This is a genomic window from Thiocapsa sp. C2-2m (genome assembly GCF_041903745.1).
GTDB classification, from domain to species: domain Bacteria; phylum Pseudomonadota; class Gammaproteobacteria; order Chromatiales; family Chromatiaceae; genus Thiocapsa; species Thiocapsa roseilacustris.
On the sequence record NZ_JBBWVD010000036.1, the window covers coordinates 1 to 24,396 of the forward strand.

General features: G+C 58.5%; 24 protein-coding genes and 2 pseudogenes. 15 read left to right on the forward strand and 11 right to left on the reverse strand.

The window, feature by feature from the left end; all coding sequences use genetic code 11:
• Nucleotides 1–342, forward strand: a pseudogene (locus tag AADX97_RS22855) (hypothetical protein); the annotation flags it as partial.
• A gap of 144 nt (nucleotides 343–486) precedes the next feature.
• On the opposite strand, the gene AADX97_RS22860 reads toward AADX97_RS22855, so the two are convergent.
• The 4 genes and pseudogenes from AADX97_RS22860 to AADX97_RS22875 form a co-directional block, all read right to left on the reverse strand.
• Nucleotides 487–738: a hypothetical protein gene (locus AADX97_RS22860; protein WP_374233060.1), complete on the reverse strand. Its 252-nt coding sequence runs from the start codon at nucleotides 736–738 to the stop codon at nucleotides 487–489.
• Between the two features lie 404 nt (nucleotides 739–1,142).
• Nucleotides 1,143–1,319 (reverse strand): type II toxin-antitoxin system HicA family toxin, encoded by a 177-nt coding sequence (locus AADX97_RS22865; protein ID WP_374238675.1) that lies wholly within the window; start codon nucleotides 1,317–1,319, stop codon nucleotides 1,143–1,145.
• 513 nt (nucleotides 1,320–1,832) lie between these two features.
• Nucleotides 1,833–2,159 (reverse strand): annotated as a pseudogene (locus AADX97_RS22870) (transposase); the annotation flags it as partial.
• 121 nt (nucleotides 2,160–2,280) lie between these two features.
• Nucleotides 2,281–2,628: a type II toxin-antitoxin system PemK/MazF family toxin gene (locus AADX97_RS22875; protein WP_374233058.1), complete on the reverse strand. Its 348-nt coding sequence runs from the start codon at nucleotides 2,626–2,628 to the stop codon at nucleotides 2,281–2,283.
• Between the two features lie 368 nt (nucleotides 2,629–2,996).
• Between AADX97_RS22875 and AADX97_RS22880 the strand changes: the two genes are divergently transcribed.
• The 11 genes from AADX97_RS22880 to AADX97_RS22930 all read left to right on the forward strand — a co-directional run bounded on the left by AADX97_RS22880 (nucleotide 2,997) and on the right by AADX97_RS22930 (nucleotide 12,457).
• Nucleotides 2,997–3,056, forward strand: coding sequence for a prepilin-type N-terminal cleavage/methylation domain-containing protein (locus AADX97_RS22880; RefSeq protein WP_374233064.1), 60 nt, complete (start codon nucleotides 2,997–2,999; stop codon nucleotides 3,054–3,056).
• 461 nt (nucleotides 3,057–3,517) lie between these two features.
• The gene (locus AADX97_RS22885) at nucleotides 3,518–3,886 is read left to right on the forward strand and encodes an antitoxin Xre/MbcA/ParS toxin-binding domain-containing protein (RefSeq protein WP_093029436.1); all 369 of its coding nucleotides are present in this window, start codon (nucleotides 3,518–3,520) and stop codon (nucleotides 3,884–3,886) included.
• Complete coding sequence (locus AADX97_RS22890; protein WP_374233056.1) at nucleotides 3,883–4,422, forward strand: RES family NAD+ phosphorylase; 540 nt, start codon at nucleotides 3,883–3,885, stop codon at nucleotides 4,420–4,422. The genes AADX97_RS22885 and AADX97_RS22890 overlap by 4 nt, the downstream gene beginning before the upstream one ends.
• 674 nt (nucleotides 4,423–5,096) lie before the next feature.
• Nucleotides 5,097–5,345, forward strand: coding sequence for a type II toxin-antitoxin system VapB family antitoxin (locus AADX97_RS22895; protein WP_093032672.1), 249 nt, complete (start codon nucleotides 5,097–5,099; stop codon nucleotides 5,343–5,345).
• Nucleotides 5,342–5,761: a type II toxin-antitoxin system VapC family toxin gene (locus AADX97_RS22900; RefSeq protein ID WP_374233054.1), complete on the forward strand. Its 420-nt coding sequence runs from the start codon at nucleotides 5,342–5,344 to the stop codon at nucleotides 5,759–5,761. The genes AADX97_RS22895 and AADX97_RS22900 overlap by 4 nt, the downstream gene beginning before the upstream one ends.
• A 327-nt stretch (nucleotides 5,762–6,088) precedes the next feature.
• A complete protein-coding gene (locus AADX97_RS22905) occupies nucleotides 6,089–6,337 on the forward strand; it encodes a type II toxin-antitoxin system ParD family antitoxin (protein ID WP_374233052.1) in 249 nt (82 codons plus the stop codon).
• A complete protein-coding gene (locus AADX97_RS22910; RefSeq protein ID WP_213458163.1) occupies nucleotides 6,334–6,633 on the forward strand; it encodes a type II toxin-antitoxin system RelE/ParE family toxin in 300 nt (99 codons plus the stop codon). Before AADX97_RS22905 ends, AADX97_RS22910 begins: the two co-directional genes overlap by 4 nt.
• Nucleotides 6,634–7,519: 886 nt before the next feature.
• Nucleotides 7,520–8,443, forward strand: coding sequence for a diaminopimelate epimerase (gene dapF, locus AADX97_RS22915; protein ID WP_374238677.1), 924 nt, complete (start codon nucleotides 7,520–7,522; stop codon nucleotides 8,441–8,443).
• A 36-nt stretch (nucleotides 8,444–8,479) separates the two neighbouring features.
• Complete coding sequence (locus AADX97_RS22920) at nucleotides 8,480–10,114, forward strand: hypothetical protein (RefSeq protein WP_374233047.1); 1,635 nt, start codon at nucleotides 8,480–8,482, stop codon at nucleotides 10,112–10,114.
• Nucleotides 10,115–10,238: 124 nt separating this feature from the next.
• Nucleotides 10,239–10,775 carry a trans-aconitate 2-methyltransferase gene (locus AADX97_RS22925; RefSeq protein ID WP_374233045.1) on the forward strand — a complete coding sequence of 179 codons (537 nt, stop codon included), beginning with the start codon at nucleotides 10,239–10,241 and terminating at the stop codon, nucleotides 10,773–10,775.
• Complete coding sequence (locus tag AADX97_RS22930; protein WP_374233043.1) at nucleotides 10,772–12,457, forward strand: ABC transporter ATP-binding protein; 1,686 nt, start codon at nucleotides 10,772–10,774, stop codon at nucleotides 12,455–12,457. Before AADX97_RS22925 ends, AADX97_RS22930 begins: the two co-directional genes overlap by 4 nt.
• Nucleotides 12,458–12,860: 403 nt before the next feature.
• Here the strand turns inward: AADX97_RS22930 and AADX97_RS22935 are convergent, their stop codons facing one another.
• The 7 genes from AADX97_RS22935 to AADX97_RS22965 form a co-directional block, all read right to left on the reverse strand.
• On the reverse strand, nucleotides 12,861–13,487 hold the full coding sequence (locus tag AADX97_RS22935) for a group II intron maturase-specific domain-containing protein (RefSeq protein WP_374233040.1): 627 nt from the start codon (nucleotides 13,485–13,487) through the stop codon (nucleotides 12,861–12,863).
• A gap of 189 nt (nucleotides 13,488–13,676) precedes the next feature.
• The gene (locus AADX97_RS22940) at nucleotides 13,677–14,366 is read right to left on the reverse strand and encodes a transposase (RefSeq protein ID WP_374233039.1); all 690 of its coding nucleotides are present in this window, start codon (nucleotides 14,364–14,366) and stop codon (nucleotides 13,677–13,679) included.
• A gap of 226 nt (nucleotides 14,367–14,592) precedes the next feature.
• Nucleotides 14,593–15,378, reverse strand: a complete 786-nt coding sequence (locus AADX97_RS22945) for an HNH endonuclease (RefSeq protein WP_374233037.1) — start codon at nucleotides 15,376–15,378, stop codon at nucleotides 14,593–14,595.
• Between the two features lie 923 nt (nucleotides 15,379–16,301).
• Nucleotides 16,302–16,757 carry a hypothetical protein gene (locus AADX97_RS22950; protein WP_374233035.1) on the reverse strand — a complete coding sequence of 152 codons (456 nt, stop codon included), beginning with the start codon at nucleotides 16,755–16,757 and terminating at the stop codon, nucleotides 16,302–16,304.
• Between the two features lie 498 nt (nucleotides 16,758–17,255).
• Nucleotides 17,256–17,735: a hypothetical protein gene (locus tag AADX97_RS22955; RefSeq protein ID WP_374233032.1), complete on the reverse strand. Its 480-nt coding sequence runs from the start codon at nucleotides 17,733–17,735 to the stop codon at nucleotides 17,256–17,258.
• Between the two features lie 145 nt (nucleotides 17,736–17,880).
• On the reverse strand, nucleotides 17,881–18,390 hold the full coding sequence (locus AADX97_RS22960; protein ID WP_374233030.1) for a hypothetical protein: 510 nt from the start codon (nucleotides 18,388–18,390) through the stop codon (nucleotides 17,881–17,883).
• A 346-nt stretch (nucleotides 18,391–18,736) separates the two neighbouring features.
• The gene (locus AADX97_RS22965) at nucleotides 18,737–19,585 is read right to left on the reverse strand and encodes an NAD(+)--dinitrogen-reductase ADP-D-ribosyltransferase (RefSeq protein ID WP_374233029.1); all 849 of its coding nucleotides are present in this window, start codon (nucleotides 19,583–19,585) and stop codon (nucleotides 18,737–18,739) included.
• A gap of 179 nt (nucleotides 19,586–19,764) precedes the next feature.
• On the opposite strand from AADX97_RS22965, the gene nifH reads away from it, so the two are divergent.
• From nifH to nifK, 3 genes are all read left to right on the forward strand, one after another.
• A complete protein-coding gene (gene nifH, locus AADX97_RS22970) occupies nucleotides 19,765–20,649 on the forward strand; it encodes a nitrogenase iron protein (protein WP_093187896.1) in 885 nt (294 codons plus the stop codon).
• Between the two features lie 310 nt (nucleotides 20,650–20,959).
• Nucleotides 20,960–22,444, forward strand: a complete 1,485-nt coding sequence (gene nifD, locus AADX97_RS22975) for a nitrogenase molybdenum-iron protein alpha chain (protein WP_374233026.1) — start codon at nucleotides 20,960–20,962, stop codon at nucleotides 22,442–22,444.
• 157 nt (nucleotides 22,445–22,601) lie between these two features.
• Nucleotides 22,602–24,173, forward strand: coding sequence for a nitrogenase molybdenum-iron protein subunit beta (nifK, locus tag AADX97_RS22980; protein ID WP_374233025.1), 1,572 nt, complete (start codon nucleotides 22,602–22,604; stop codon nucleotides 24,171–24,173).
• The last annotated feature ends 223 nt before the right edge of the window (nucleotides 24,174–24,396 follow it).

Consider the following 24,396-nt stretch of genomic DNA (forward strand, 5'->3'; position numbering starts at 1 on the left):
CCACCCCCGCCCCCCCAAGGAAGCGGCTCCTTCGCCATGCGCGGCGACTGCACGGGACGCCTGACAATCGACCCGACCTCCGGTTGGGACGGCGACCGCGTCCGACACATCGTCACCATCGACCCGCCGGCCAGCGAGCGCGTCGCTCGGGTGACCTCCACCAACCCCGGATGCCGCAACTGCGCCCTACGCAAGATCGGCCGTAACACCTGGCGCGGCGATCTCTTCTACGGTTGCCGTGGTCGCGGCATCGTCCAAGTGTCCTACGCCGCTTACGATTCGAGCGGCCGGATGATCTGCAGCGGAAACGGTAGCGACCTTTGTCTCGGGCGGCGACGCTAGATAACGTGTCATGAATAAGTTGAGCGCCGAGTCTAATATCGTTGTCGTTGTCGTTGTCGTTGTCGTTGTCGATTACGGTTACGACAACGACAACCGTGCCGTGGAAAAGGATTCCGAGCGACGAACCGCTCGGCAGGCGACCGCTCAATCCTTACGCAGCAGGCGCTTGGAGAGGATGTCCCACTTTTTGATGTTGAACTCGCCCTCGGTGAGCACGCCCTCGCGCTCGAGGGCCTTCAGTCCTCGCAAGAGCCGGATCGCGTCCTCGACTCGGCTCGACCAACCGGTAATCTGTTTCTTCTGAAGGACAAGCTCCTCCGGCGTCAGAACGCCCTCATGGTGCAGCGCGGCGAGCCTGGCGAACGCCGATGGGCTGGAACGCCGAAGGGCTGTCATGGACTGACCATGGTCCCGACAGGGCTTGTTCATAACTCCGCCAATTACGGGGGCCAATTACGGGGACAGCTTACCTAATTCCGTTCCACCAGTTCAAAGATGTCCTGGGCGTGAGACCTGTGGCAAGCCAATGGTCACAAGCGAAGCTTACTCGGCCAACCTTATTCATTAGGCGACGTTCTGCAACAGATTCGCGAAATCCTTTCCAGACGTCGCCCGAGGAAGCGGCTTATTATCGCACCTGTAGAGCTCAATCATTTCCTCTACAATTTGGCAAAGCTCCGCAAAGACAGCCTTCTCGTCGTCACCGTGGCAGCCCCCGAACATTAAGCCGGGGCAGCTTCCCACATAACAGCCATCTTCCTCGGACCATTCAACGATCTTTGCGTATCTGGCACTGTCCTTCATTTTTGTGATTCCTCGATCGCTTTCTGCACCGCCTTCACGATGTAGCGCTGGGCATCATCTCCGGGTTTTCCGGAAACCGTGACTGGCTTGCTGACTCGTGGGTGTACGTAGTTCCGGTGACTTCCATTTCCACCGCGGTCAACAAAGCCGGCTTGTTCCAGCATGGCCATCATTTCACGAATTTTTGGAGGCACCGAAGTTCACTTTGGTTATTCCTTGCCGACGTGTTCCGAGTTTCATGCAGCGCCGGTCAAGATTAGCCTAAGGATGCCTCAAGTCAACATTCCGCGTAATGGTCTCGATCAGAGGCTCGGATTCTGGTGACAGTTTACTCGATTCGGATTCTGCGACCTGCGCGATTAAGTAAACTGTCACCGGAATTCCCCTCGGAATTCCGTGATACAACCCGCCGGCGAGCTCGATTCGGAGTGGTCTAGCCATGGAGACAGCTTAGGTGATTTCCGCAAACTTCCATACCCGTAGGTTGTGCTGACGATAGGAAGCACAACTTGCGCCGACGGTTGGTTGTGCCTCGCGCGGCTCGGCACAACCTACGCCGTTGGTATGAGGGTTTCCGGTATTCGCCTTAGCCCAAGAATGCAGGATTACAAGACCTGACCCTAATGTCCTCTAATGTCCTTTCAGGATTACAAGACCTGACCCTAATGTCCTGACCCTAATGTCCTGCGCTCGACGAGAATGCCCTTGAAGCGGCCCTGAAACAGGTGTCCGACCAGGCCGTGACGGCGATTGACCCGTTGGGTGAAGACGCCGTTGAGCTGCCGCATCCCCTTCGACAGATTCCCCTCCGCGGTCTCCACCACGACATGATCGTGATTGGTCATCTGGCAGTAGGCATGACAGCGCCAATTGAAGCGTGCGCAGACCTCCGCGAACACCGCCAGCCAGGCCGCCCGGTCCGCATCGTCGCGGTAGATCGCCTCGCGGCGATCACCGCGCGAGGTGACGTGATACAACCCGCCGGCGAGCTCGATTCGGAGTGGTCTGGCCATGGAAACAGCTTAGCCCAGCGATGCTGGACAACAAGACCTGACCCTGGCGTTTGTGACCCTGGCGTTTGACCCTGGCATTCTGGAAAACAAGACCTGACCCCGGCGTTCCCGTTCGCGCGGCTCAGTCGAACAAAATTGCTTCGAGTCTGGCCTGAACTTCATCGAGGATGGACTGAGGGACTGTCTCTTTGAAGCGTGCCTGGCGGGTGCGCCAGTCGGGTGATTTGAGCTGATGACAATGGATAGCACCCTGGGTGTCGGTTCCGGCTCCGATGAGTGTGTCGACGGTTCCGTGGGTGCGTGCGGCGGCGGCGGTGCCTTGTGAGATTGGGCAGATCATGGCGAGTCCGTGCTGGTTGAAGAGCTTGCCGCTAACGACGAGGCCGAAGTGCGGGCCTTGCATTTCGCGGCCCGATGAGGGGTCGAAGTCCAGATGCACGATGTCGCCGCGATTGGGGTGATAGGCCATCAGTCGCGCTCCCGTCCGACCAAGGGCATGTCGTCCCAGCCTTCAACGCGCGGCAGTCCGTCGGGCATTTCGGCGAGCAGGTCAGCGAGAATGATGCTGCCGTTGGCACGGTGGTCAGGTGTGACAGGGGCGGGTTGTCACAGTCGGTAGGTGTGACAGCGGGCGGCGTGTCGCGGGCGGCAGGTCTGACAGGCCGGCTGGGGTGTTGGGGGTGAAGCTGGAATAGGCATTGCGATCGATGAGTTGAATCTGGCGGGCGACGTTGGTCCGGTCTTTGACGGAGAGCCGATAGAGCGGTTGACCAAGACCGCTCCCGTCTCCGGGAGACGACTCCCGATTCATTCATTCGACTGCAATGGAGAAGATCCATGAAAAAGCATCAACAGGGCTTTACCTTGATTGAACTCATAATCTCATGGTGGCGATAATTGGGATTTTGGCGGCGGTGGCGCTGCCGACCCGCCTGCTGGTGGCGGCGACGGCTTCCGGCGCCCGCCCCAAATCGTGGATTCGGCGCGTGGCTGATGCTCCTTATCGAATCAGGTGCCCCCACAGATCTCACGCAGCGATGCTCGAAAACAAGACCCGACCCTACAGCCCGACCCTACAGCCTTCGAAAACAAGACCTGACCCTACAGCCTTTTCTACGGCCTTCTGACCCTACGGCCTTCGCAGCCTTCGTACAGTCTTCGCGCGAGGTGACATGATAAATCCCGCCGGCGAGCTCGATTCGGAGTGGTCTAGCCATAGAAACAGCTTGGCCCAAAAATGCAGGATTACAAGACCTGACCCCGAGGCATGGCAAGGCCGCACTGGCCCAATTCTCTTGCTTCTCGGACAATCCGCCTCATAATCTAACCATTGGAAGGTTCTATAAATGAGGCGCTCCATGTCTGTTCCCGCCGAACTGCTCTCCGAGGTCATCACGGAGCAAGGGCTGATTGCGACGGATCGCCTGGCCGAAGTGCTGCATATCACCAAGACCGAGCTGGCCAAGGCGACCGGATTATCCCGTGACGCGGTATCCAAGCGTGATCGGCGCGAAGCACGTCAGACCCAGACGCGGTTGCGCGACACCGTGGAGATCATCAATCGAGTCACGAGCTGGACTGGCTCGCCCGGACGCGCGTTCGCCTGGTTTCGTTCTCAGCCGCTCCCGTCGTTCGGCGACAGAACCGCCGAGGATCTGGTCAAGGATGGCCGCGCACAGGCCGTCAAGGATTATCTGTCGCGAATCGCCGAAGGCGGCTACGCGTGACGGAGGCGCCGCCGACGAGTCCCTTCGTCGGTTTGGTCTATCGCGCCCACAATCCCCGCTGGGCCTTCGCGCCAACCTCCGGAGACGGAGCGGCACGCCATGGCGGTCGCTTCAACCCGCGAGGCACCACGGCTCTCTATACCTCGCTCGATCCCAAGACCGCGTGGATGGAGGGCCAGCAGGGACTGCCGTTCAAGGCGCAGCCGATGACTCTGGTCGGCTATCGCGTGCGTTGCGAGCGGATCATCGACCTCACCGCTCCGGCCGTACTCGCCGCCTGCGGAGTCGATGACGCGACGCTGGCCTGTGCTTGGGAGGATCTGGCCTCGCGTGGCCGAATGCCGCCGACCTGGTCACTCGCCGAAACATTGATCGCCGCCGGCTGCCATGGTGCCCTCGTACCCAGTTTCGCACCCGGCACGACGCAGGCTGAACGCAACCTTGTGCTCTGGCTTTCGTCCGACGCTCCGCCCTGCCAGGCACTGGTCATCGATGATTTCGGACGCTTGCCGAAGGATGATGCTTCCTGGGTCTGAATCCTCGAGACTTCATTTTGTCGGGAGACTTCATCCAACGCCCCATGACCGAAGCGCTTGAGCTCCGGTCGAGGCGGACGACACGCGATGGTTCCCGCAGTACGGCGCCCAGTGAAGGTTCATGACCTCCAAAATCAGGATGCCGACCAGTCCTTCGCTGCAAATCCGCGGACAGAACCTGCGTGCCACACGCTCGTCAAGACGTCTACAGCAATCGCCGATACTCGGCATAGTCATCGTCGCCAAAAAAGGTCTGTTGGCGTCGATTACCGCGCTGGGTCACATGATGCGGAAGCCCCAGGATCAAAGTCTCCCCGTCGGTCGGTCAAATCCCTCGCCACGGAAACACCACTTTGTGTTCTCGCCGAGCCAAAGCATCTCGTCTAGAGAAATAAATAAACTGTCCCCGAAACTCGCGAGCTCGATTCGGACTGGTCTAGCCATAGAGACAGCTTCGCCCGAGAATGCAGGATTACAAGACCTGACCCTACTGCTCTGTTGCAACGCGCGCACACCTCGATTCGGAGTGGTCCGGGCGTGGAAACAGCTCAGCCCAGTGATGCTCGAAAACAAGACCTGACCCCAACCTTCCCTTTGTTGCCATCTTGCCAGCAGGAAGGCTCGGCCCTAAGCTGGAGCCTTCCTCGGAACCTCAAGACGACAGGAGCCGATCGATGGCCGAACCGCAACTCTCCGTGCGCAGCGCCAAGGCACGAGAACTGGCCCATCGGCTGGCGCGCTACGAACGCCGCTCGGTGGCCGAAGTGGTCGAACGGGCGCTGGAGATGTACCAAGCACGGCAGCTCGGACACGAGCCTGCACGGGCCTTCTATGAGAGGCTGGCGCGGGATTGCGCGACCGATGTCGATCTCGAGGCGCTGATCCGCGAGGAACGCAAACCCCATACAGGCATCGACCTGTGATCTTCGCAGACACCAACGTGGTGTCGGAAACGCTGCGCAAGACGCCCGACAAACACGTCCTCGATTGGCTGATCCGCTTCGACGCCGAGATCGCCTTGCCCACCGTGACCATCGCGGAGATCGCGTTCGGCATCCACAAGATCCGTACGGACCAGCGTGCAGCGGGGCTGACCCGAGGGCTAGAGGACTGGCGTACCCGATTCGCCGACCGAATCTATCCGTTCACCGAAGCCGCCGCCCTCGCATATGGAACGATCATGGGCGAAGCGAGCAGGCGAGGCCGGCCTCTGAGCGTACCTGACGGCATGATCGCTGCCATCTCGATCGTCAACCGCAGCGCCCTGGCGACCCGGAACATCGCCGACTTCCGGGCGATCCCCGCGCTTGTACTCTTGAATCCATGGGATTTCCGCTGACCCGGACTGGAACAGCTCGTGCGTCGCCGTGAGGCGGATAGCCGGCCTCAGGGCTTCAGTACCAGCTGGTCGCACAGCAAACCTGGCCGAGCCTGCCAGTCCTCGATGTCGACCCTCCGACCCGGCGCCATGGCAGCGCGTAGCGTCCGAACGCTACTGCTGGACCGAACACCAAACTATTGCATTACAAGACCCTATCGCTCCGGCCTCCCCTCCCTTCGCGGCCCCTTCGCCCTTGCCCCAAACCTCTGAGGAAAGCGAGAACCTTCAGCTTAAAGGATTCCTGCTATATTCAAATTTGCTTTAAACGAATATTGGAGGTGTCTCATGGCGACAACATCCCTGAGCCTAGGGGAACACTGGGAAGTCTTCATCAAGAACGAGATCGCGACCGGTCGTTATGGCTCGGCAAGCGAGGTGGTACGCGATGCGCTGCGTCACATGGAGGAGCACAACACCAGATTGGCTGCGTTGCGTGAACATCTGGCCGAAGGCGAGGCGCAGGCACGTCGTGGCGAGTTCGTCGAGAATTACTCCCTTCAAGGTCTGTTGGCGGAAATGGATCGTGAGGGATGAGCGGCCGCTATCGGATTACCCCACGAGCTGCTGCAGACCTGCGCGCTATCGCCCGCTACACGGTCCAGACCTGGGGCAACAAGCAACGCGATATCTATCTTTCAGCCATCGATCGGCGGTTCTCCTGGCTTGCGGAGAATCCGAGTCTCGGGAAGCCTCGTCCGGAGGTCGGTCACGGATACTGCAGCTACCCGGAAGGCTCCCACGTCATTTTCTATCTCATGAGCGAGGATGGGATTGATATTATCGGCGTTCCACATCAGCGCATGGATGTCCTCAGCTACTTCACCGGTTAGCATCCCAGGGCGGCGGAACGTAGACAAAACCACAATAGCTTTCTCCGGCGGTTTTGAAAGCGTCGGTATCGCGAATGCTCACGGCATCTTCACGCTCGAACCTGAGCACGGAACGAGTCATGACCCCATTGGCTCCTCACAGCAGCCAAAAGATTGCATTACAAGACCTGACCCCGCGCCCCGCATGACCCCGCGCCCCGCATGAGGTATTGACGAAGCATCCCGCTCTCCCCCGAACTCGAGTCCTTGACCTGAATCTCGCGGGATACATCGTCTTGGGTGGCGCTAGTGCCATGATTTTTAGGCCATAGCCTGCCTCTCGGGGCTGTTTGTGGAGTTACTAACCTCGTTTAAATTCTCTGAGCAATTGGGAGTTGCTATCCGTCGGCGTCCTAGACGATACTTCACGCAGTCTGGTTGAGCGATCTGGTGGTCAGCAACAGGCTACTTTCGTTCGCCGTGTGCTCCGGCCGCAGCCGGGTAGATAATGAGATATTGATTCAGCTAATTGATTAATATGATAAAATCAAATTATTAATTTGCTATATTTACCATCATAGTTACCTAAACATTTAAACTGCAATTCCCGGCGAATTAGTCAGAAGCATCTGATTTAGAAAGAATCCCACTTTTAGGGCAACAAGATTCGCAGAATAGCAACTCATGTTTTCAGGAGGTTAGCGTTCGCCGGGAATCGCTGACATTTACCGCTGCGATACACCGCGGCCAATTAAAGATGGCGGTTTACCTGATCTCAATGGATGAAGCGAAAACCCGTTCTCGATGAGGCGCGGGATCATCGAAAAACGCCTATGGCGACTGCTATTGAATCCTGCATTTCGACCTTGGCCGGCTGTCGCGGAGCGTACAAGGGGTGGACGTAGTGGTGGCGGCTCAGCCTTTCTGGCGTCTGAGTGCTCATGGTAATGCGTTCGTCTGTATCGATGTTAGCCTCACCTCAAGCTCCGTCCCAAGCTTGCAAGCACTGCATGGAACGGTCGCTGGGCTGTGGGACTTCGCAGCTGCGGCGGCGCGGCTCGCGCGGCGTGTTTGCGATCCATGTCAGGGCTTTGGGGTCGATGGCCTGATATTAGCCCGACGGATGGCGCCTGCAGCGGGAGCTGATCTGGCCGTGCGGTTTCTGGAACCCGATGGGGGCGAGGCGACACTATGCGGAAATGGACTTGCTTGTTTGGCCCACTGGTTTCTAGAACGCTCATCCGTCGTTGGCGCGCGGGTACTCACCCACTGTGGACCGATGTTGGTCAAACGGGCGGGGCCGTCCTGCTATGCGGTGACGCTGCCAAGACCGCGCATTCGCGCTGACGGGCTTAGGCTCACACTCGGAGACATTGTTTACCCGGCGGCATTGGTGGAGGTCGGTGTTCCGCATCTTGTGGTCGCAGTGCGAAACCTGATGGGTGTCGATGTGGTGCATCTTGGGCGGGAGTTGCGCTGGCATGCCGCCTTTTGTGCGGAGCGGTTGAATGTCAACTTCGTTGAGGCCCGGGGGCCGGGAAGGCTCACGCAGCGCACCTTCGAAGCCGGTGTCGAGCGCGAGACCCTGGCTTGTGGCACGGGTGCTGCCGCCTCCTCCTGGGTCATGGCGCGGCAACTGGGCTGGGCGGCCCTTCCTGGCGGTGCGGACGCGCCGGTGCGGGTTGCTGTGGCGGGTGGTGGCGAGCTGCTGGTGGTCCCAATACGTGATCGTGGAGGCACGCTTGCGGGGGTGTGCTTGCTCAGCCAGGTGGCCTTGCTTGGGGCCGGAGTCGTCCCTTTAGGCTGGCTCGCCGATGCCTGGTCGGCCTGACGAGAATGCGTCGAGGATTTGCGAGAGTGCCCCGGTATGCTGCTGTCGATCGATCAGAACTCTAACAGTCTCTGGGACACGCTGCCGAAGCTACATGCATTGAGCTGGAATGGCTACAAGGTGCGACACGGTATTCAGGATACCGATTTGGCCTTCACCGCCTCAGGTGCGTCAGTTGGTGAGCCGCCGCGTTTAGTGGCGGAAAGCTGGCATCCGCACGGCGGTCAGGATTGGGGGGCGGCACTCTTCTATAGTGGCTTTCTCGGGCGTTCGGCGATTGATCCGGCGAGTTGGTCGCGGTATCTCGGCATGGGCCTCGGAGAGCTCGCGCGTTCTCTTGGTTGCGGACGAGAAGAACTCTACTGGAGTGTCAGTCCCGGTGAGACATGGATGCTGGTCGGCGCGAGCGATATCGGTGACGGGCTGCACCATCGCACGCTCGGGGATCTCCGCGCGAGCGAAGTCGCACCTCCGCTGCGCGCCTTGTTGCGCATTGCCGAGCAGGACTGCGTGCGCGCCTTTCCTTCGCCGGTTGCACGCCGCCGCGCTAGGCGTTGGTTTGCTGCCGAGCTGGAGCTCATCGAGCGGTTACAGAATGTGGTCGGACAGGGCTCGCTGGTCAGACTCTACCAGCATTGGCTGGCGCACCATCTGAACGGCGCGGTTTCGATAGGGCGCGCCTCAGCGCTGGTGCCGCTCGCTGAGCCGTCACAGACCGCTTTGCTCGAGTGCTTCGTGCGCGATTATGATCAAGCGGGCGCGCTGTATAACCAGGCGGTCGCGGAAACCGAAACTGGTCTGCATCCGCTGCGCCTGCGGCAGGGGGAATTGCCCTTTTTCGTCGGGCAGGTGGTGTGCGGGCGCGAGGTGCGCTCGGCAGTTTTTTTGCGTAATGGTCGACTGTGTTTCGCCGATCGGGAGCTGCCACTCGCCCGCAACGGACGGTTGCCTCTTGACGCGCTGAGCGCAGCGGAGGTGCGCTATCTGGCCGGAAAGGCCGCACTGTTCGCTCTTCAGGTACGGGTCGGAGCTACTGCCCACCCGCTCGCGCTCCCGCATCGGGGCTCGTCATATCTGCCGACGACCCATCGTTTGCATCAACTGCTGGCCAATAGCGGCTTGTGGCGGGATTTCTGTCAGCCGATTCTGCGGGTGCGCTTGCATTTTCTCTCTCATCTGAGCGGTTGCCGCACGCCGGTGCATTTGCCCGAGGCGCTCGCGACTGTCCTCGGTCGCGACTGGATGCCGGCTGGGGAACTCGCCGCCTGTGTGAAACCGATTGCGGAAGAGGCGCGTCAGCAGTTGCAAGCGATGACTGATCCGTCCGAACGCTCCGCTTGGCTGACGCGCAGCTTCTCGACCTTGACCGCCGAGATCGGGGCTATCGCGCGCCAGCGACGCGAAAGCGCTCGCGCTGGCGCGGCGGCGGCGGACCTGCGCGCGCTTTGGGAGCAGGAACGCGACCTAACCCGCCGGCGGCTGAGCGCTTGGCTGGAACGAGTCATGCTGCATCAACAACTGAGCAAGCTCGATGACTGGGACTCACGCGGTGCCTTGCTCCCTTGGGCGGTCGCGCTCGGCGGGAAGACTTTCTACTGGCGCATGATCCGCTCGGCGCGCATCCAGGTTGAACCCTCGCCGCTTGCCCCTGGCATGCCGTCCCGGCCCTGACTGACCCATGGGGCGCGTTGAATCCATCGCCCGACACTATTTGCCCCGTTTGCGCGGTTGCCGGGTACATCACGAGATTCTCGACTGGGCCAGTGCTGAGGGACAGCGCGCCCGGTTCAGGGTCTTGCTTGAGCGGCTGCCCCTCGCGGGCGCTTCTTTGCTAGATGTGGGCTGTGGTCTGGGCGACCTGTTAGGTTTTCTGCGCGAGCATCGGGTCAACCTGAGGTATTGCGGCGTCGACCTGCTGCCCGAAATGGTCGTCGAGGCACGGCGACTGTATCCAGGAAACAGGTTCATAACGCTCGATCTGTTCCGTGAAGCGTCCCCGCTGCCCGAGCGCTTCGAGCTGGTTTACTGTTCCGGCCTATTCAATCTCGCTCTTGGCAATAAGGATACGTTCCCGCAGCTTGCCTTGCCGAGACTGGCTGCCCATGCACGCGCCTTTCTGGTCGTCAATGCGCTGGATCGGCGCCGGGTGTCGGTACCGTATCCCTACCAAGCACATGATCCTGCCCACTGGCGCGCGCTGCTCGCGCCTTTGGGCCAGAGCTGCAGTATCGTGGACGACTATCTAGACGGGGATTTCACCTGCATCCTGAAACTGGGTCCTAAGCGTCGCTTACGGGGGTCGATGCCCGCCTCGGATGGGGCGTGCCTGTGAATCGCTCGGTCTCGATGATATCGCTGTATTCGCGGCTTTGGCGGTTGCTCGGACCCGGACTGCGGGGTCAGCACCGTGCGCTGCTTTACGCTTATCTGAGCGCATTGATTGGCCTTGTCGCTCTCCTAGTGGTGCCTTTCCTGATGACCTCAATGCTGAATGAGCGCTTGCAGGAGATGGCGCCAGCGGTGTTCTTTGTGAGGGTCGCCGCGATCCTGGCTGTGCTAGGTCTGGCCTTGCTGTGCGCCTTCGTCTCAGCTTACTGGGAGGCTTTTCTGGTCGAGGGAGCCTTCCTCGATCTACGTTCCCGGCTGGTCGCCGCGCTGCTCGAGCAACCCGTGTTCTGCAGCCGTCATCAAAGTGGCGATCTGATTACCCGGGTCTCCAATGACAGCGATCTTTTGTCCCGTATTGTGTTTGACCATGTCGTTCCTTCACCGCGCCACCTGACACTGATCCTCGCCACTCTCGCCTTGCTATTGTTGTGGAACTGGCAACTTGGGCTTTACACAACGCTGACTATGTCGGTGTCGGTGTATCTGGTCATGCGGATTCAGCGCCCGCTCGCGCGCGCCTCCGCCCGAGCCCGTCGCGCGCTTTCGCGTCAAAACGATTCTCTGCACGATCTGCTCGCGGGAGTCAAAGAGATCCATTTCTACCAGGCGCACCGTGCCGCTGCTCAACGCTTCGGCCGGAACGCCGCACTGTATACCCGGCAGAATCGACACGCGTTGGTTTTGGGTGAATGGTCATTCCACGCAATCGATTTCTTCACTCGGTTATTGTCGATCTTGCCTTACATCATCGGTGGCTATCTGATCTTGAGGGGAACTGCGCACCTCGCGATCGGCGATCTAGTCGCCTACAGCCTGTACCTGAGTGGGCTGACGATGATTATTGGTCTTCAACTGTTCGGTTGGACTAAACTGCTTCAGGCGGAGCCCATCATTGCGCGTCTGGAGGCACTGCTGTCTGTTTCGGCGATGCCTGCAGCAGATCTGGCGTCGGCCACCGACGATCATTTGCTAATTCCGGAGTCCATGCGCATTGAATTTCGGAATGTGACCTTTTCTTATCCGAACGCAAAAGGACCGGTACTGACCGATTTTAGCCTGGCGATTGAGCCCGGCGAACGTTTGGCGATTGTCGGGCCGAGCGGCTCAGGCAAGAGCACGCTGATCGATCTACTCGCGCGGCAGATTCGACCGCAAAGGGGTGAGATTCTGCTCGGCGGCCAGCCGATCGAGGGCTATCCACTGCCGGCTTACCTGGCCCATTTTGGCTATGTTCGTCAGCAGCCTTATGTGTTCCACGCTAGCGTTAAGGACAATATCGCGGTCGGCTGGCCCGGGGTGCCCGAGAGCATCATTATCGAAGCCGCGAAACGGGTTCATCTGCATCGAGACATCGAACAGTTGCCACGCGGCTACGACACCCAGATCGGTGGGAACCGCCATCCGCTTTCGGGCGGTCAGCGGCAGCGCATCGCGCTCGCGCGCCTGCTGATCCGGGATCCCTCGATCCTGCTGCTTGATGAGTTTACCTCTGCGCTGGATCGGGCTACTGAAGATGCTGTGTTGAACAATCTTTTTGAGATCTTCGCCAGCCAGAGCATAATTTGCGTGACACATTCGCCTCTGGTAGCGGCCCGGTTCGATCGGGTGCTGAGCCTGCGAAACTGATCCCAACCGGCGCCGCGGTGGAACTTGCATCGCGGATCGAGTCGGGCTGACGGGATTGCGCCCGCCAGCCACCGGGTCGCCGGAGGCGGTCACCCGCCTCCGGCTCCCATAGCCGGCAGGTAGAGTAGAGAGCAGGCGTCCCGCGACGGTAGGTTTGGCCTATCTGTTGCCGCCCCTTTCGTTTGGCGGTGCCTCACGAGCCGCACCATGGTCACGGTAGCCAGCCCTCCCTCATCAGTAGGGTCGAGAACTGGCGCGCCGACGTTAGGGTCCGGTGGATCCTCCAGCGCTTTCGCGCTGGCCCTCAGTCCGGCTCCCATGATCACGTTTCCAGCCCCCGCCACGTCAAACCCGGCGTGCCGTTTTCCGGCACCGGGCTTTCCTGCCGACTTCTCATCCAGGGTTATGAGACCGCTTGCACTGGGAGCGCTTTCGGCTTTCGCAGCCCGATTCGGTACCCGTCGTAGAGCCCGAGCACCTCGTATAGCCACGTCCTACTCCACCTCTTCCAGCCAAAGCCCTGACGCTGACGCGCGCGCATCAGATGGCGCCGAATCTTCTTCTCCACCCAATCTTGGACATACCCGAAACAGCGACTGGAGTGCCCCACCCGAAAGTAGCCTACCCACCCCCTGAGGATCGGATTGATCAAGGCGATCACCCGATCGATCGGCTGCGAGCGGTAGCGGCGGAACACGTCCTTGAGGCGTTGTAGGATCGCGGTACGCGCCTTCATCCGTGGCGTGTAACGTGCGCCCCAGACCCCGCGCCGAGTCTTGGCCCGGCGGAAGTCAAAGCCCAGGAAGCTGAATGCCCCTCCCTGGCTCAGGTCCAGTCGTCGTGTCTTGTCGTGATTGAGTTGCACATCAAGCTTGGCCAATTCCTCGACCAAGCGTCGCCAAGCCGCGTCCTTGAGCCAGTTCCACCGGCGATACCCATCGACCAAAATCACCAGGTCATCGGCGTAACGGGCATACTCGATATAGGTATAGCGTCCGTTGCGGGTGACCTCCTTGGCCCGCTCCAGCATCCGGTCGACCTCGTTGAGGTAGAGGTTACCCCCAGGTGTCAGGATAGATGTCGTCTCCCTTTGGGAGGATGTGTGGGAGGATGGGGCATCACCGACCCGGGGCTTTGCGCCCTTCGGGGTCAGCCGGGAAGGAGCCCGTAGGGCGACTGACGGCTGACCCCGAAGGTAATTACGGTGACACTGTACCATTTACACTAAGTTTAGTTGTTTTGGGTCATTCTTCTGCGAGGGCGGCCGGCCACGTTTGCCTGGACGTAGCGTGCGGCCAAGTCGCTTTTCGAGCTCGCCAAGCTCTTGGTCACCCATCAATGGTCGCCCTATCGTTTGACCCTTCGTGAGCGCGGCAACCTGTTCAGGATCCGCTGGTTCCTCCAAGAAGTCCGCGAAACGATCGACGCGATCCAGCAGGGGAGAAACAGTCACCAAGCCATCGTCCTGGCGCCGGAGATGTGCTGGCGTGCTGGACCAAGGCCAGTCGGCAGCCGTCGCAGCCAGCTTCGCCTTGACGGGATTCAAAGCCACGTAGCGGAACGCTGCCATCAAATGAGATTCATCCATTGCCACACAACCGAACCGCCCTTGAAACAAATGGCCAGTGACGCGCAATCGTGCGTTGATGTACCCGCTATATCGACGATGCGTTTCGCCCACGGCGCGGGACAGTCCGGTGTCGTCAGAAGGCGCGAGAATCAAGTGAACGTGGTTTGGCATCAGGCAATAGGACCAGACTTCCACGCCGTTTGATCGACACGCCTGGGCTAGCCAATCTCTGTAGAGTGCATAGTCGTCGTCTTCCATGAATATCTGCTGGCGCCTGTTCCCACGTTGCGTCACATGGTGGGGAATGCCGGGTACGATGATTCGTGGGAGCCGAGACATGCGCTAAGCATAAGCCGAGAGGGAAATGGTGTAAATAGTAAAGTGTCACCGTAATTCCCGACACGATATAGACGGGCCGCAATCGGCAACCTCGATTCGTCTTGTCTGGCTGTCGAGCCAGCTTAGAGCGGAAATGTTGGATTACAATCTCCCCCATAACTCTATCCTATGCCGGTCGGGGCCTGAGGACGATGGCAGGGATAACGAACAAGGCCCGCGGAGCTAGTTACTCAGACGAAGGACTCAGGGAAATAAAGATTGCCGGCTGGGACGTTTCCAAGCCAACATAGTTGAGGTGATCTGGGTTATAGAGAATTTCATTGATCAGGTCCGGCTGCACGCCGAGGTCCAGCAAGTAAGCCTCTCTGTCGTTCTCCCATCTCTCCCGATCAAACTGGAAGTCAAAAAGATGCCTTTCTTGGTCAAGAAGAGGCTTGAGCCGTTCCAACTCCTCCTGTGTATAGAAGTTCTCTGGGTCGAGGTCCAACTTGTTGTTGTTACATATGCGGCATAGGGCAACCAGGTTTCCTGGCACAAAATGTCCGCCTTTTATCATTGGGACGTGGTGATCTATGACTAGCGCATATCTCGACGCGCATTTAAAGCATTGTCCATCGAACAAAGCGAAGAATTTTTCCTTGTACGTTCTGGCAATCGTCGGATGCAGAAATCGCCTAAAGAGTTCGCGCTTCTCCTTGTTTCTCTGACTCTTGTAGGCTTGAGCGCTATGCCCCCGAATACGTCCTGTCGCGTCGGGCTCGGATATCAAACTCGTTTTCTTCTGCTCCGGCTCTGGCAAACCCCAGTGAGCATATAAATCAACTACTACTTCACCGGAATCCGCATACGCGGCTGTCAATATCCTGGGAACATAGAAGATTCTACGAGCATTGCGAAGATGGCAGAACGCTTCAACGGCGCGGGAATGCTCCGGCTGGATGTCCGATATCCGTCTCTCGGTAATGTTTCCTTCGCCGTCCTGGTACTGGATGATTAGGTCTTGGCTGGCCATAGCTTGTTCATATAAGTCTTTAAGAGCATGAATCCGATCGGGAAATTGCTCGTCCAGCGCAGTCGTGAGGTTTATGGTCCGATCGATTTAGGGTAACTCGGATCCGCGTTTCGGGGAAAGCACGCACCCACGCCCTACTGCTTCTCGACAAAGAAGGGATTCAACCCGCCAGCGAGCTCGATTCGGAGTGGTCTAGCCATAGAGACAGCTTCGCCCGAGAATGCAGGATTACAAGACCTGACCCTACTGCTCCCGATTCGGATTCTGCGACCTGCGCGATTAAGTAAACTGTCACCGGAATTCAACTGTGCAGCACTAGTGGTACTCGATGCGCGCTCTACTCGGATCGTTTGCCTGCGTACCATCTGAGTAATTCTGCGAGGGCGTCAAGATCGCTAACATAGAAAGAACTCTGATTTCCGTTCCGAAAAGGGTTGTCGTATCCTAAGCTTGTTTTTTGTTGATTGACCCGCGCGCTACGTGCTAGATCCGTGGAAAAGCGTGTGCCGGTGATAACGGGTGGAGATAGTATTTTTTCGGTGATTATTCTCGTTTGCTGTGCTCCTCCCCTAGATTCATTACCCATTATTAACAAGAACTGTCTTCCACTCTCTCCGCCAATAGCGAATGCTTGGCCTTTCGTGCGGGTAGCGGAGTCGAGAGGAACAAGGCCCAATTCGGGCATCAGTTTGCTCCTGATGAACTTCAACGACTCGTTCGCGGACAACTTCTCTCTCATAGATTCAAGCGCCTATGTTGCTTGTGCCTAACGCCATGCTCAGCCGAGCCGGTGGAACGAGATCGAAGCGAGCTTCGGCTGGGGCACATTGTTAGGCGATCGAATGTTCGATGGTATGCGCTAACTACGGCATGGATTACACCATGACCCGCATCATCGAACTATGGAAAACAGGTAACTCCAGCTATTCAATGCCTAGATATTCATCAATTTCCAAGCTCGATTTCTCGTCGGGGCGATATACAACGTGAAGCAGTTCACCGTGATTCCAATATTGGTAGTTTGTAGGCTTACATTGTGCGAAAATCTCCTTCATATGCCGCACATCGTAAGAAGATATAGCGAACTTACTTTCACCACCGGTCATTGTATACGGATCAAGAATCTTGCCGGCGACGTTCACGTCTAGGGCAGCAACAATATCGCAAATCATTGTATACCAGGAGTCCATGCACGAACCGGTTGGGCAATTGTCAGATTCCGCCATTGCGCTTCGGATTTCGTTCTTTGCGACCTCCACCGAGTTGATCGATGCTATAAGCTTATCACTGCTTTCAGCTCTGCTTTCCGCATATGAGTGCGGTGCTGCTATCTGTAACTGTACAAAGCAAATAAGCACAAAAACGCTACGGAATATCATAAGCCTCGCTCCAGGTGTTTGGTGTCAAAGTCTAAGAAGCCCCCGGTAACTCGCACTCAGCGAGCGGCGAAGATGTCTCGTAGGGTGGTAAAAATCGCAGTGTCCAGCCGGGGTTAAAGCGCATTCCGTATTTAGCCATTAGACCTACGTAAGCGATGCACATCTCACGCGCATCAGAAGGCGTCGTGTTCATCCTCAGATCGATAGATTGATTCAACACATAGATCTTGCACGGCTCGGTGAGTAACCCGGTGCCGTCTGCAATCCTACAGAATCTAACCCCGCCCTCAGCCGTTGTAGTATTGTTCGGTCCGTGGTCAACCGGGCTAGCGGAGAAAGCGAATCCCGTAAACGCCATAAACACCAACCCTAAACGCGCAAATACAGAATACATAATTTTTCCGAGGCGAAGTCGTGTGAAGAAGCGGGGTGAGTCATTGAAATCAATTTCCCGGTGGATTGACCGCGTTTCGGCCGAACTGGTGCCAGAGACGTCCTTTAAGCCATAGCTCGACTGAGCAACGGCTTCTCTGAACCCGGATATAACTGTCGGATACCGCGTAATGTTTGCCGTTCAAGCTCCCCATCGACTACCTTGGGCTTAACGCTACCAGCGCTAGTCCAGAACCTCAGTTCGTGAGCTATTGCTGCGGGTATCTTGTTGTCACATCTCATGATCATTTCTTTTCCTTTTTCCGCAACAATATAGTCTTCAGCGCGCCACAGATCCTGTTCGGGAAGATCGAGAAAATTTTTTGCTTCTGCGTGAGTCATCATTTTTGAGACGAGGATAGAACCACCCAAGTATAGCTCGCCCCCTAATACCGTCACAATAAATACGGTCGAACCGGGCTCAACACCTCTCTTCCTGAAATTTTCGCTCGCCGCATAGGAGAGCAAACGTGAGCGTTCATTAGAACTTTCGCACTTTTGCTTCCATCGCGCATTTGTCCAAAGATATGTGAAATAATTTTTCATAAGCCTCCTAATGATGTCACGAAGCATCTTGTGACTAACGGCGTAGCGAAGCGGCCAAGCGGTACTGATGTTGCAGAACGAGCGCCGCACTATCTGTCATTGTAACGCCAACCTGTTAACAGGTTGTTAGACGATTCTCGATGACTTAATTACAAGCTGAGTCCACTGTTTCCATGAGGAGAGGTAGGTGCCCCATATCCAAGCGTATCTCTACCGGAGTCTCATCCTTGCCAATGTAACTTAACTTTGCCCACTTAGCAGATTTTAGTGCTTTCCAAATGCCATAAGGTAAATCGAAAGCCTGAGAGCCTTGCCCCATACCCCCATAATCCAAATCATACTGACCAGACCCCATTAGGAGTCGAACCAGGATCTTGCCCGATTGTCGAGACTTATTGTCAAGTCCAGGTGGATTTTCTAACTGATCAAGAACAATTCGACGTCGGTCACACGCTGAATATATGTCAATCTCGTTTCTAAAACCAGGATCTTTGTTTTCCGAATTTAATTCACCCTGTATACTATGCTCAAGGTCAACGGATGAGCTTAGCTGTAGCTTCCAGTTTGCCACGTCATATGAATAGTAAAGCTCCTTTTCATTAGCGTATACGCTGAAGCTAACCACTAATAATATGAAAACTACAGTGTATTTCACGTTCAGCCTCCTTCTAACGCGTACGCGCTTAACATGCCCCAGAATCCATTTGCCATTTCGTTCACCTGGGCCACAGAAAGGGGACAAATTGATCCCTAGCCCACTAGGATATCCCAAGGCTCCATACTCAGATTGAGCCCACAAAAAAGCCGAACCCCAAAATTTCTCCAGGCAGTTCGGCTTGGTCTGTCGTCATGACTGTCGCTCTCCTCCGTGACGTGTGCAGAAAATATAGCACAGGATTCCGGGGTGGTCGTCACGTCAGGTCAACGCACAGTAGACCCTAGGTATCGGCCGGTGTCACCACCCACCACCTTCCCACCAAGCCCCCAGAGGACAGCGAGCCTCAAAGCGTACTAATCGAAACCTCATACACCCCCCCAATCACCACAAACTCATCCTCCCCCTTCAACATCCCCGGCAGCAACCGATTGAAGAAGAAGATCTTCGGCAGAGGCACCTCCGCGATCAGGATGTAGTCCCCGAACTCGTCGGCGCGCTCGCGGCTGCTGGTGAAGCTGTTGAGGTTGTTGAAGAGCACCCGGTAGCGTCCGCCGCCGAGGGTTTCGAGGATCTCGTGCTCGTCGATGCGGTTGATGCCGCGGTAGAGGCTGAGGTGGGTCTCCTCGGGGTGGGCCTGGAGCAGCTCGTACTGACAATAGGTATAGAGGAGGTCGAGCTGGGCCTCCAGGGCGTTGGTGGCGTAGAGCCCGCGGGTGCCCTCGGCGACGTAGTGCTGGTACGCCTCGCTGTTGCGCCCCTGGAGCGGGCCGGCGTGGTGTCGGGCGAGCAGGCCGAAGCGGCTCTCGACCCAGCGCTTGAGGATGGCGCCTTCGCGGCCGTCCGAGTCGAAGGACCAGCCGCGTGCCATGCGCAGATAGTTGGCGTTGACCCGCTTCTTCTTGGTCTTGCCCTTCGCGAGTCCGGCCTCGTCGAGGTGATCAAGAAGGAAGTGGGCGCTGACGTAGTCCTGAAAGGCTTGGGCGCGCGCCGGATGTTGCGGGATCGGCGCCAGGGTGCGGAAGAGGTCCGCGTGGAAGTGGCGGATACCGTCGAGCTCCAGCGGGACCGGGTGACGTTGGTAGGTCAGGCTGCCCAGGATCACGGCCGGCAGGTTGCAGTGATTGATGGGGAGACGGGCGTTGGCCGGGAGCGTGGCGGGTGGCGGTTGTTCGGTTTGTCGGTTGTTGTCCATACATGCCTTGCGGCTTTGTCGGGGATGCCACCAAACCGGCGACATCCGTGAGCGATACAAAACTCCATTGAAACCAGCATGATGGAGCGCATTGGCGTGGTTGGCATATGGTTTGCTGTAAGGCTCGTGAGGCAACTTTGTTCAACGCCCGCGAGAGCGGACCTACAGGAGACCACCCCATGGCTATGCGTCAATGTGCCATCTACGGCAAAGGCGGAATCGGCAAGTCCACCACCACTCAGAACCTCGTAGCCGGTCTCGCCGAGCTCGGCAAGAAGGTCATGATCGTCGGGTGTGACCCCAAGGCCGACTCCACCCGCCTGATCCTGCACGCCAAGGCACAGAATACCATCATGCAGATGGCCGCCGACGCCGGCTCGGTCGAAGACCTCGAGCTGGAAGACGTGCTCAAGGTCGGTTACGGCAACATCAAGTGCGTCGAGTCGGGTGGCCCGGAGCCGGGCGTGGGTTGCGCCGGTCGCGGTGTCATCACGGCCATCAACTTCCTCGAAGAGGAAGGCGCCTATGAGGACGACCTCGACTTCGTCTTCTACGACGTGCTCGGCGACGTGGTCTGCGGCGGGTTCGCCATGCCGATCCGCGAGAACAAGGCGCAAGAGATCTACATCGTCTGCTCCGGCGAGATGATGGCCATGTTCGCGGCCAACAACATCGCCAAGGGCATCGTGAAGTACGCGAGCTCCGGCTCGGTGCGTCTGGCCGGCCTCATCTGCAACAGCCGCAACACCGCCCGCGAAGACGAGCTGATCGAGGAGCTGGCCCGTCAGCTGGGCACTCAGATGATCCACTTCGTGCCGCGCGACAACGTCGTTCAGCGCGCCGAGATCCGCCGCATGACGGTCATCGAGTACGACCCCAAGGCCAAGCAGGCACAGGAGTACCGTGACCTGGCCAACAAGATCATCAACAACACCAAGTTCGTGATCCCCACGCCGATCACCATGGATGCGCTCGAGGATCTGCTGATGGACTTCGGCCTGATGGACGGCGAGGACGAGAGCATCGTCGGCAAGACCGCGGAAGAAGAGGCGGTCGCGGCCTGAACCGCGTCTTTCGGTGACATGTGATGTCTTCGTTTGGGGTTGGCCTTGGTGGTCCCTACTGCCGTCGGCTGGACGCGGTTCAGGATGATTGAAGACTTCGGGATGAGTGGGCGCGGGTTGGCGATGACGGGTGTGGGGAGCGAGGTCTCGCATGGATGAAGACAACACAAGTCATGGCGGAGCGGGTTTAGGACGGGGATTGTTGTTTTGAGTGGACGCGGCGGTTCGATGCCGCGGTCCTCTGTTCATTCATTTCTCAACGCGTGACCGTCGGCGGATTTGCCGCGGCGCCGAATCGAGGAAAGCCAGTATGTCAGCATTGACTCGCGAAGAGACCCAGGCCCTCATTCAAGAGGTGCTCGAGGTCTATCCTGAAAAGGCGAAGAAGGACCGTGCCAAGCATTTGGCGGTCAACGACCAGTCGGTCGAGCAGTCCAAGAAGTGCATCACCTCCAACCGCAAATCCCTGCCGGGTGTCATGACCGTGCGCGGCTGTGCCTACGCCGGCTCCAAGGGCGTGGTTTGGGGTCCGATCAAGGACATGATCCACATCTCGCACGGCCCGGTCGGCTGCGGGGCCTATTCGCGCGCCGGTCGTCGCAACTATTACGTCGGCCACACCGGCGTGAACACCTTCGGCACCATGAACTTCACCTCGGACTTCCAGGAGAAGGACATCGTCTTCGGCGGCGACAAGAAGCTCGACAAGCTGATCACCGAGATCGAGGGTCTGTTCCCGCTGAGCAAGGGCATCAGCGTCCAGTCCGAGTGTCCCATCGGCCTCATCGGCGACGACATCGAGGCCGTCGCCAAGAAGCAGAGCAAGGCGCTGAACAAGCCGGTCGTGCCGGTGCGCTGCGAAGGCTTTCGCGGCGTGTCCCAGTCCCTGGGGCATCACATCGCCAACGACGCGATCCGCGACTGGGTCATCGGCAACCGTGACGGCGACGAGTCCTTCCAGATCGGTCCTTACGACGTGGCCGTGATCGGCGACTACAACATCGGCGGCGATGCCTGGTCTTCGCGCATCCTGCTCGAAGAGATGGGTCTGCGCGTGGTCGCTCAGTGGTCCGGCGACGGCACCCTGTCGGAGATGGAGCTGACCCCCAAGGTCAAGCTGAACCTGATCCACTGCTACCGCTCCATGAACTACATCTCCCGTCACATGGAAGAGAAGTACGGGGTGCCGTGGATGGAGTACAACTTCTTCGGCCCGACCAAGATCGCCGAGTCCTTGCGCAAGATCGCCGGCTTCTTCGACGAGACCATTCAGGCCAATGCCGAGAAGGTCATCGCCAAGTACACGGCCGAGTACGAGGCGATTATCGCCAAGTATCGCCCGCGCCTGGAAGGCAAGAAGGTCATGCTCTATGTCGGCGGCCTGCGTCCGCGCCACGTCATCGGCGCCTACGAGGACCTCGGCATGGAAGTGGTCGGCACCGGGTACGAGTTCGCCCACAACGACGACTACGACCGCACCATCAAGGAGATGGGCAACGCGACCCTGCTCTACGACGACATCACGGGCTACGAGTTCGAAGAGTTCGTCAAGAAGGTCAAGCCCGACCTGATCGGCTCCGGCATCAAGGAGAAGTACATCTTCCAGAAGATGGGCATCCCCTTCCGCCAGATGCACTCCTGGGATTACTCGGGTCCGTACCACGGCTACGACGGCTTTGCCATCTTCGCCCGCGATATGGACATGACGATCAACAATCCCTGCTGGAAGCAGATGCAGGCACCTTGGCAGAAGTCCGCCGAGCAAGAGGCCGCGCCGCTGGCCGCCAGCGCCTGATCTCGAGCCTCCGGCCACCAGCCGCCAGCCACCCGCCCTTTGTCACCGGCAACCCGCTGGCGGCCGGGGGCTGGAGGCTGGCGGCTCGAAAAAGACACCGAACTCAGTCCCAAGCATGTCGTTGTCCGCGGATGAGCGGCGCGGCAGGAGCACACTCATGAGCCAAACCATCGACCAGATCAAGCCCAGCTATCCCTTGTTCAGGGATGCCGATTACGCCGAGAACCTTGCGAAGAAGCAGAACGGCGTCGAAGAACGTCACCCCATGGAGAAGATCGAAGAGGTCTTCCAGTGGACCACGACCAAGGAATACCAGGAGCTGAACTTCAAGCGTGAGGCCCTGACCGTCAACCCGGCCAAGGCCTGTCAGCCGCTCGGCGCCGTGCTGTGCGCGCTCGGGTTCGAGAAGACGCTCCCCTACGTACATGGCTCGCAGGGCTGTGTGGCCTATTTCCGCACCTACTTCAACCGTCACTTCAAGGAGCCGATTGCCTGCGTGTCCGACTCCATGACGGAAGACGCGGCGGTGTTCGGCGGCCAGAAGAACATGTTCGACGGCCTGGAGAACGCCCGTGCGCTCTACAAGCCCGAGATGATCGCGGTCTCCACCACCTGCATGGCCGAGGTCATCGGCGACGACCTCAACGCCTTCATCGGCAACGCCAAGAAGGAAGGCTACGTCCCGGCGGAATTCCCGACCCCGTTCGCGCACACCCCGAGCTTCGTCGGCAGCCACACGACCGGCTGGGACAACATGTTCGAAGGGATCATGCGCTACTTCACGATCAACGCCATGGAGGACAAGGTCGTCGGCTCCAACGGCAAGATCAACCTCGTCCCGGGCTTCGAGACCTATCTCGGCAACTACCGCGTCATGCACCGCATGATGAAGGAGATGGGCGTCGACTACAGCCTGCTGTGCGACCCGACCGAGGTGCTCGACACCCCGGCCGACGGCGAGTACCGCATGTACGACGGCGGCACCAGCATCCCCGAGGTGAAGGACGCACCGAACGCAATCGACACCCTGCTGCTGCAGCCCTGGCAGTTGCCGAAGACACGCAAGTTCGCCGAGATCACCTGGAAACAGCCGGTCAACCACATCAAGATCCCGATGGGATTGGAGTGGACCGATGACTTCCTGATGAAGGTCTCCGAGCTGACGGGCAAGGCGATCCCCGAGTCGCTGACCAAAGAGCGCGGTCGTCTGGTCGACATGATGACGGATAGCCACACCTGGCTGCACGGCAAGAAGTTTGCGCTCTACGGCGATGCCGACTTCGTGCTCGGAATGACCAAGTTCTTGCTTGAGCTTGGCGCCGAGCCGACGCATGTCCTCTGCAACCACGCCAACAAGCGTTGGAAGAAAGAGGTGGAAGGCGTCCTGGCTTCGTCGCCCTACGGCAAGGAAGGCAAGGTCTACATCAGCTCCGATCTCTGGCACTTCCGCTCGCTGTGCTTCACCGACAAGCCGGACTTCATGATCGGCAACAGCTACGGCAAGTTCATCCAGCGCGACACCCTTCACAAGGGCAAGGAGCATGAGGTCCCTCTGATCCGGATCGGCTTCCCGATCTTCGATCGGCACCATCTACATCGCATGACCACCATGGGTTACGAGGGTGCCATGTACATCCTCACCACCCTGGTCAACGCGGTACTCGAGCGTCTGGACGACGAGACACGCGAGATGGGCGTGACCGACTACAACTACGACCTGGTGCGATAGCCTGCTCGGGCGGCGCGCTGCGCCGCCCGAGGATACCTGGGAAAGCGATCAGCCGTCAGCCGTCAGCCGTCAGCCGTCAGCCGTCAGCCTTGGATTCAAGTGCTATCACCGAACCAGGCGGTTTACCCGTTGGGCTCGGCGCTGGGTTCCACGGCTACGGCAGCAATCCCCAGCCACTCGATGCTGATTACCGATGGCTGGTGGCTGATAGCTGAGAGCTGAT

What these genes read in the sequence shown, in the direction of transcription:
- AADX97_RS22860 (WP_374233060.1), bottom strand. Translation starts at nt 738, where the DNA reads ATGACAGCCCTTCGGCGTTCCAGCCCATCGGCGTTCGCCAGGCTCGCC.
- AADX97_RS22865 (WP_374238675.1), bottom strand. Translation starts at nt 1,319, where the DNA reads ATGATGGCCATGCTGGAACAAGCCGGCTTTGTTGACCGCGGTGGAAAT.
- AADX97_RS22875 (WP_374233058.1), bottom strand. Translation starts at nt 2,628, where the DNA reads ATGGCCTATCACCCCAATCGCGGCGACATCGTGCATCTGGACTTCGAC.
- AADX97_RS22885 (WP_093029436.1), top strand. Translation starts at nt 3,518, where the DNA reads ATGTCTGTTCCCGCCGAACTGCTCTCCGAGGTCATCACGGAGCAAGGG.
- AADX97_RS22895 (WP_093032672.1), top strand. Translation starts at nt 5,097, where the DNA reads ATGGCCGAACCGCAACTCTCCGTGCGCAGCGCCAAGGCACGAGAACTG.
- AADX97_RS22905 (WP_374233052.1), top strand. Translation starts at nt 6,089, where the DNA reads ATGGCGACAACATCCCTGAGCCTAGGGGAACACTGGGAAGTCTTCATC.
- AADX97_RS22910 (WP_213458163.1), top strand. Translation starts at nt 6,334, where the DNA reads ATGAGCGGCCGCTATCGGATTACCCCACGAGCTGCTGCAGACCTGCGC.
- AADX97_RS22920 (WP_374233047.1), top strand. Translation starts at nt 8,480, where the DNA reads ATGCTGCTGTCGATCGATCAGAACTCTAACAGTCTCTGGGACACGCTG.
- AADX97_RS22935 (WP_374233040.1), bottom strand. Translation starts at nt 13,487, where the DNA reads ATGCTGGAGCGGGCCAAGGAGGTCACCCGCAACGGACGCTATACCTAT.
- AADX97_RS22940 (WP_374233039.1), bottom strand. Translation starts at nt 14,366, where the DNA reads ATGTCTCGGCTCCCACGAATCATCGTACCCGGCATTCCCCACCATGTG.
- AADX97_RS22945 (WP_374233037.1), bottom strand. Translation starts at nt 15,378, where the DNA reads ATGGCCAGCCAAGACCTAATCATCCAGTACCAGGACGGCGAAGGAAAC.
- AADX97_RS22950 (WP_374233035.1), bottom strand. Translation starts at nt 16,757, where the DNA reads ATGATATTCCGTAGCGTTTTTGTGCTTATTTGCTTTGTACAGTTACAG.
- AADX97_RS22955 (WP_374233032.1), bottom strand. Translation starts at nt 17,735, where the DNA reads ATGAAAAATTATTTCACATATCTTTGGACAAATGCGCGATGGAAGCAA.
- AADX97_RS22965 (WP_374233029.1), bottom strand. Translation starts at nt 19,585, where the DNA reads ATGGACAACAACCGACAAACCGAACAACCGCCACCCGCCACGCTCCCG.
- nifH (WP_093187896.1), top strand. Translation starts at nt 19,765, where the DNA reads ATGGCTATGCGTCAATGTGCCATCTACGGCAAAGGCGGAATCGGCAAG.
- nifD (WP_374233026.1), top strand. Translation starts at nt 20,960, where the DNA reads ATGTCAGCATTGACTCGCGAAGAGACCCAGGCCCTCATTCAAGAGGTG.
- nifK (WP_374233025.1), top strand. Translation starts at nt 22,602, where the DNA reads ATGAGCCAAACCATCGACCAGATCAAGCCCAGCTATCCCTTGTTCAGG.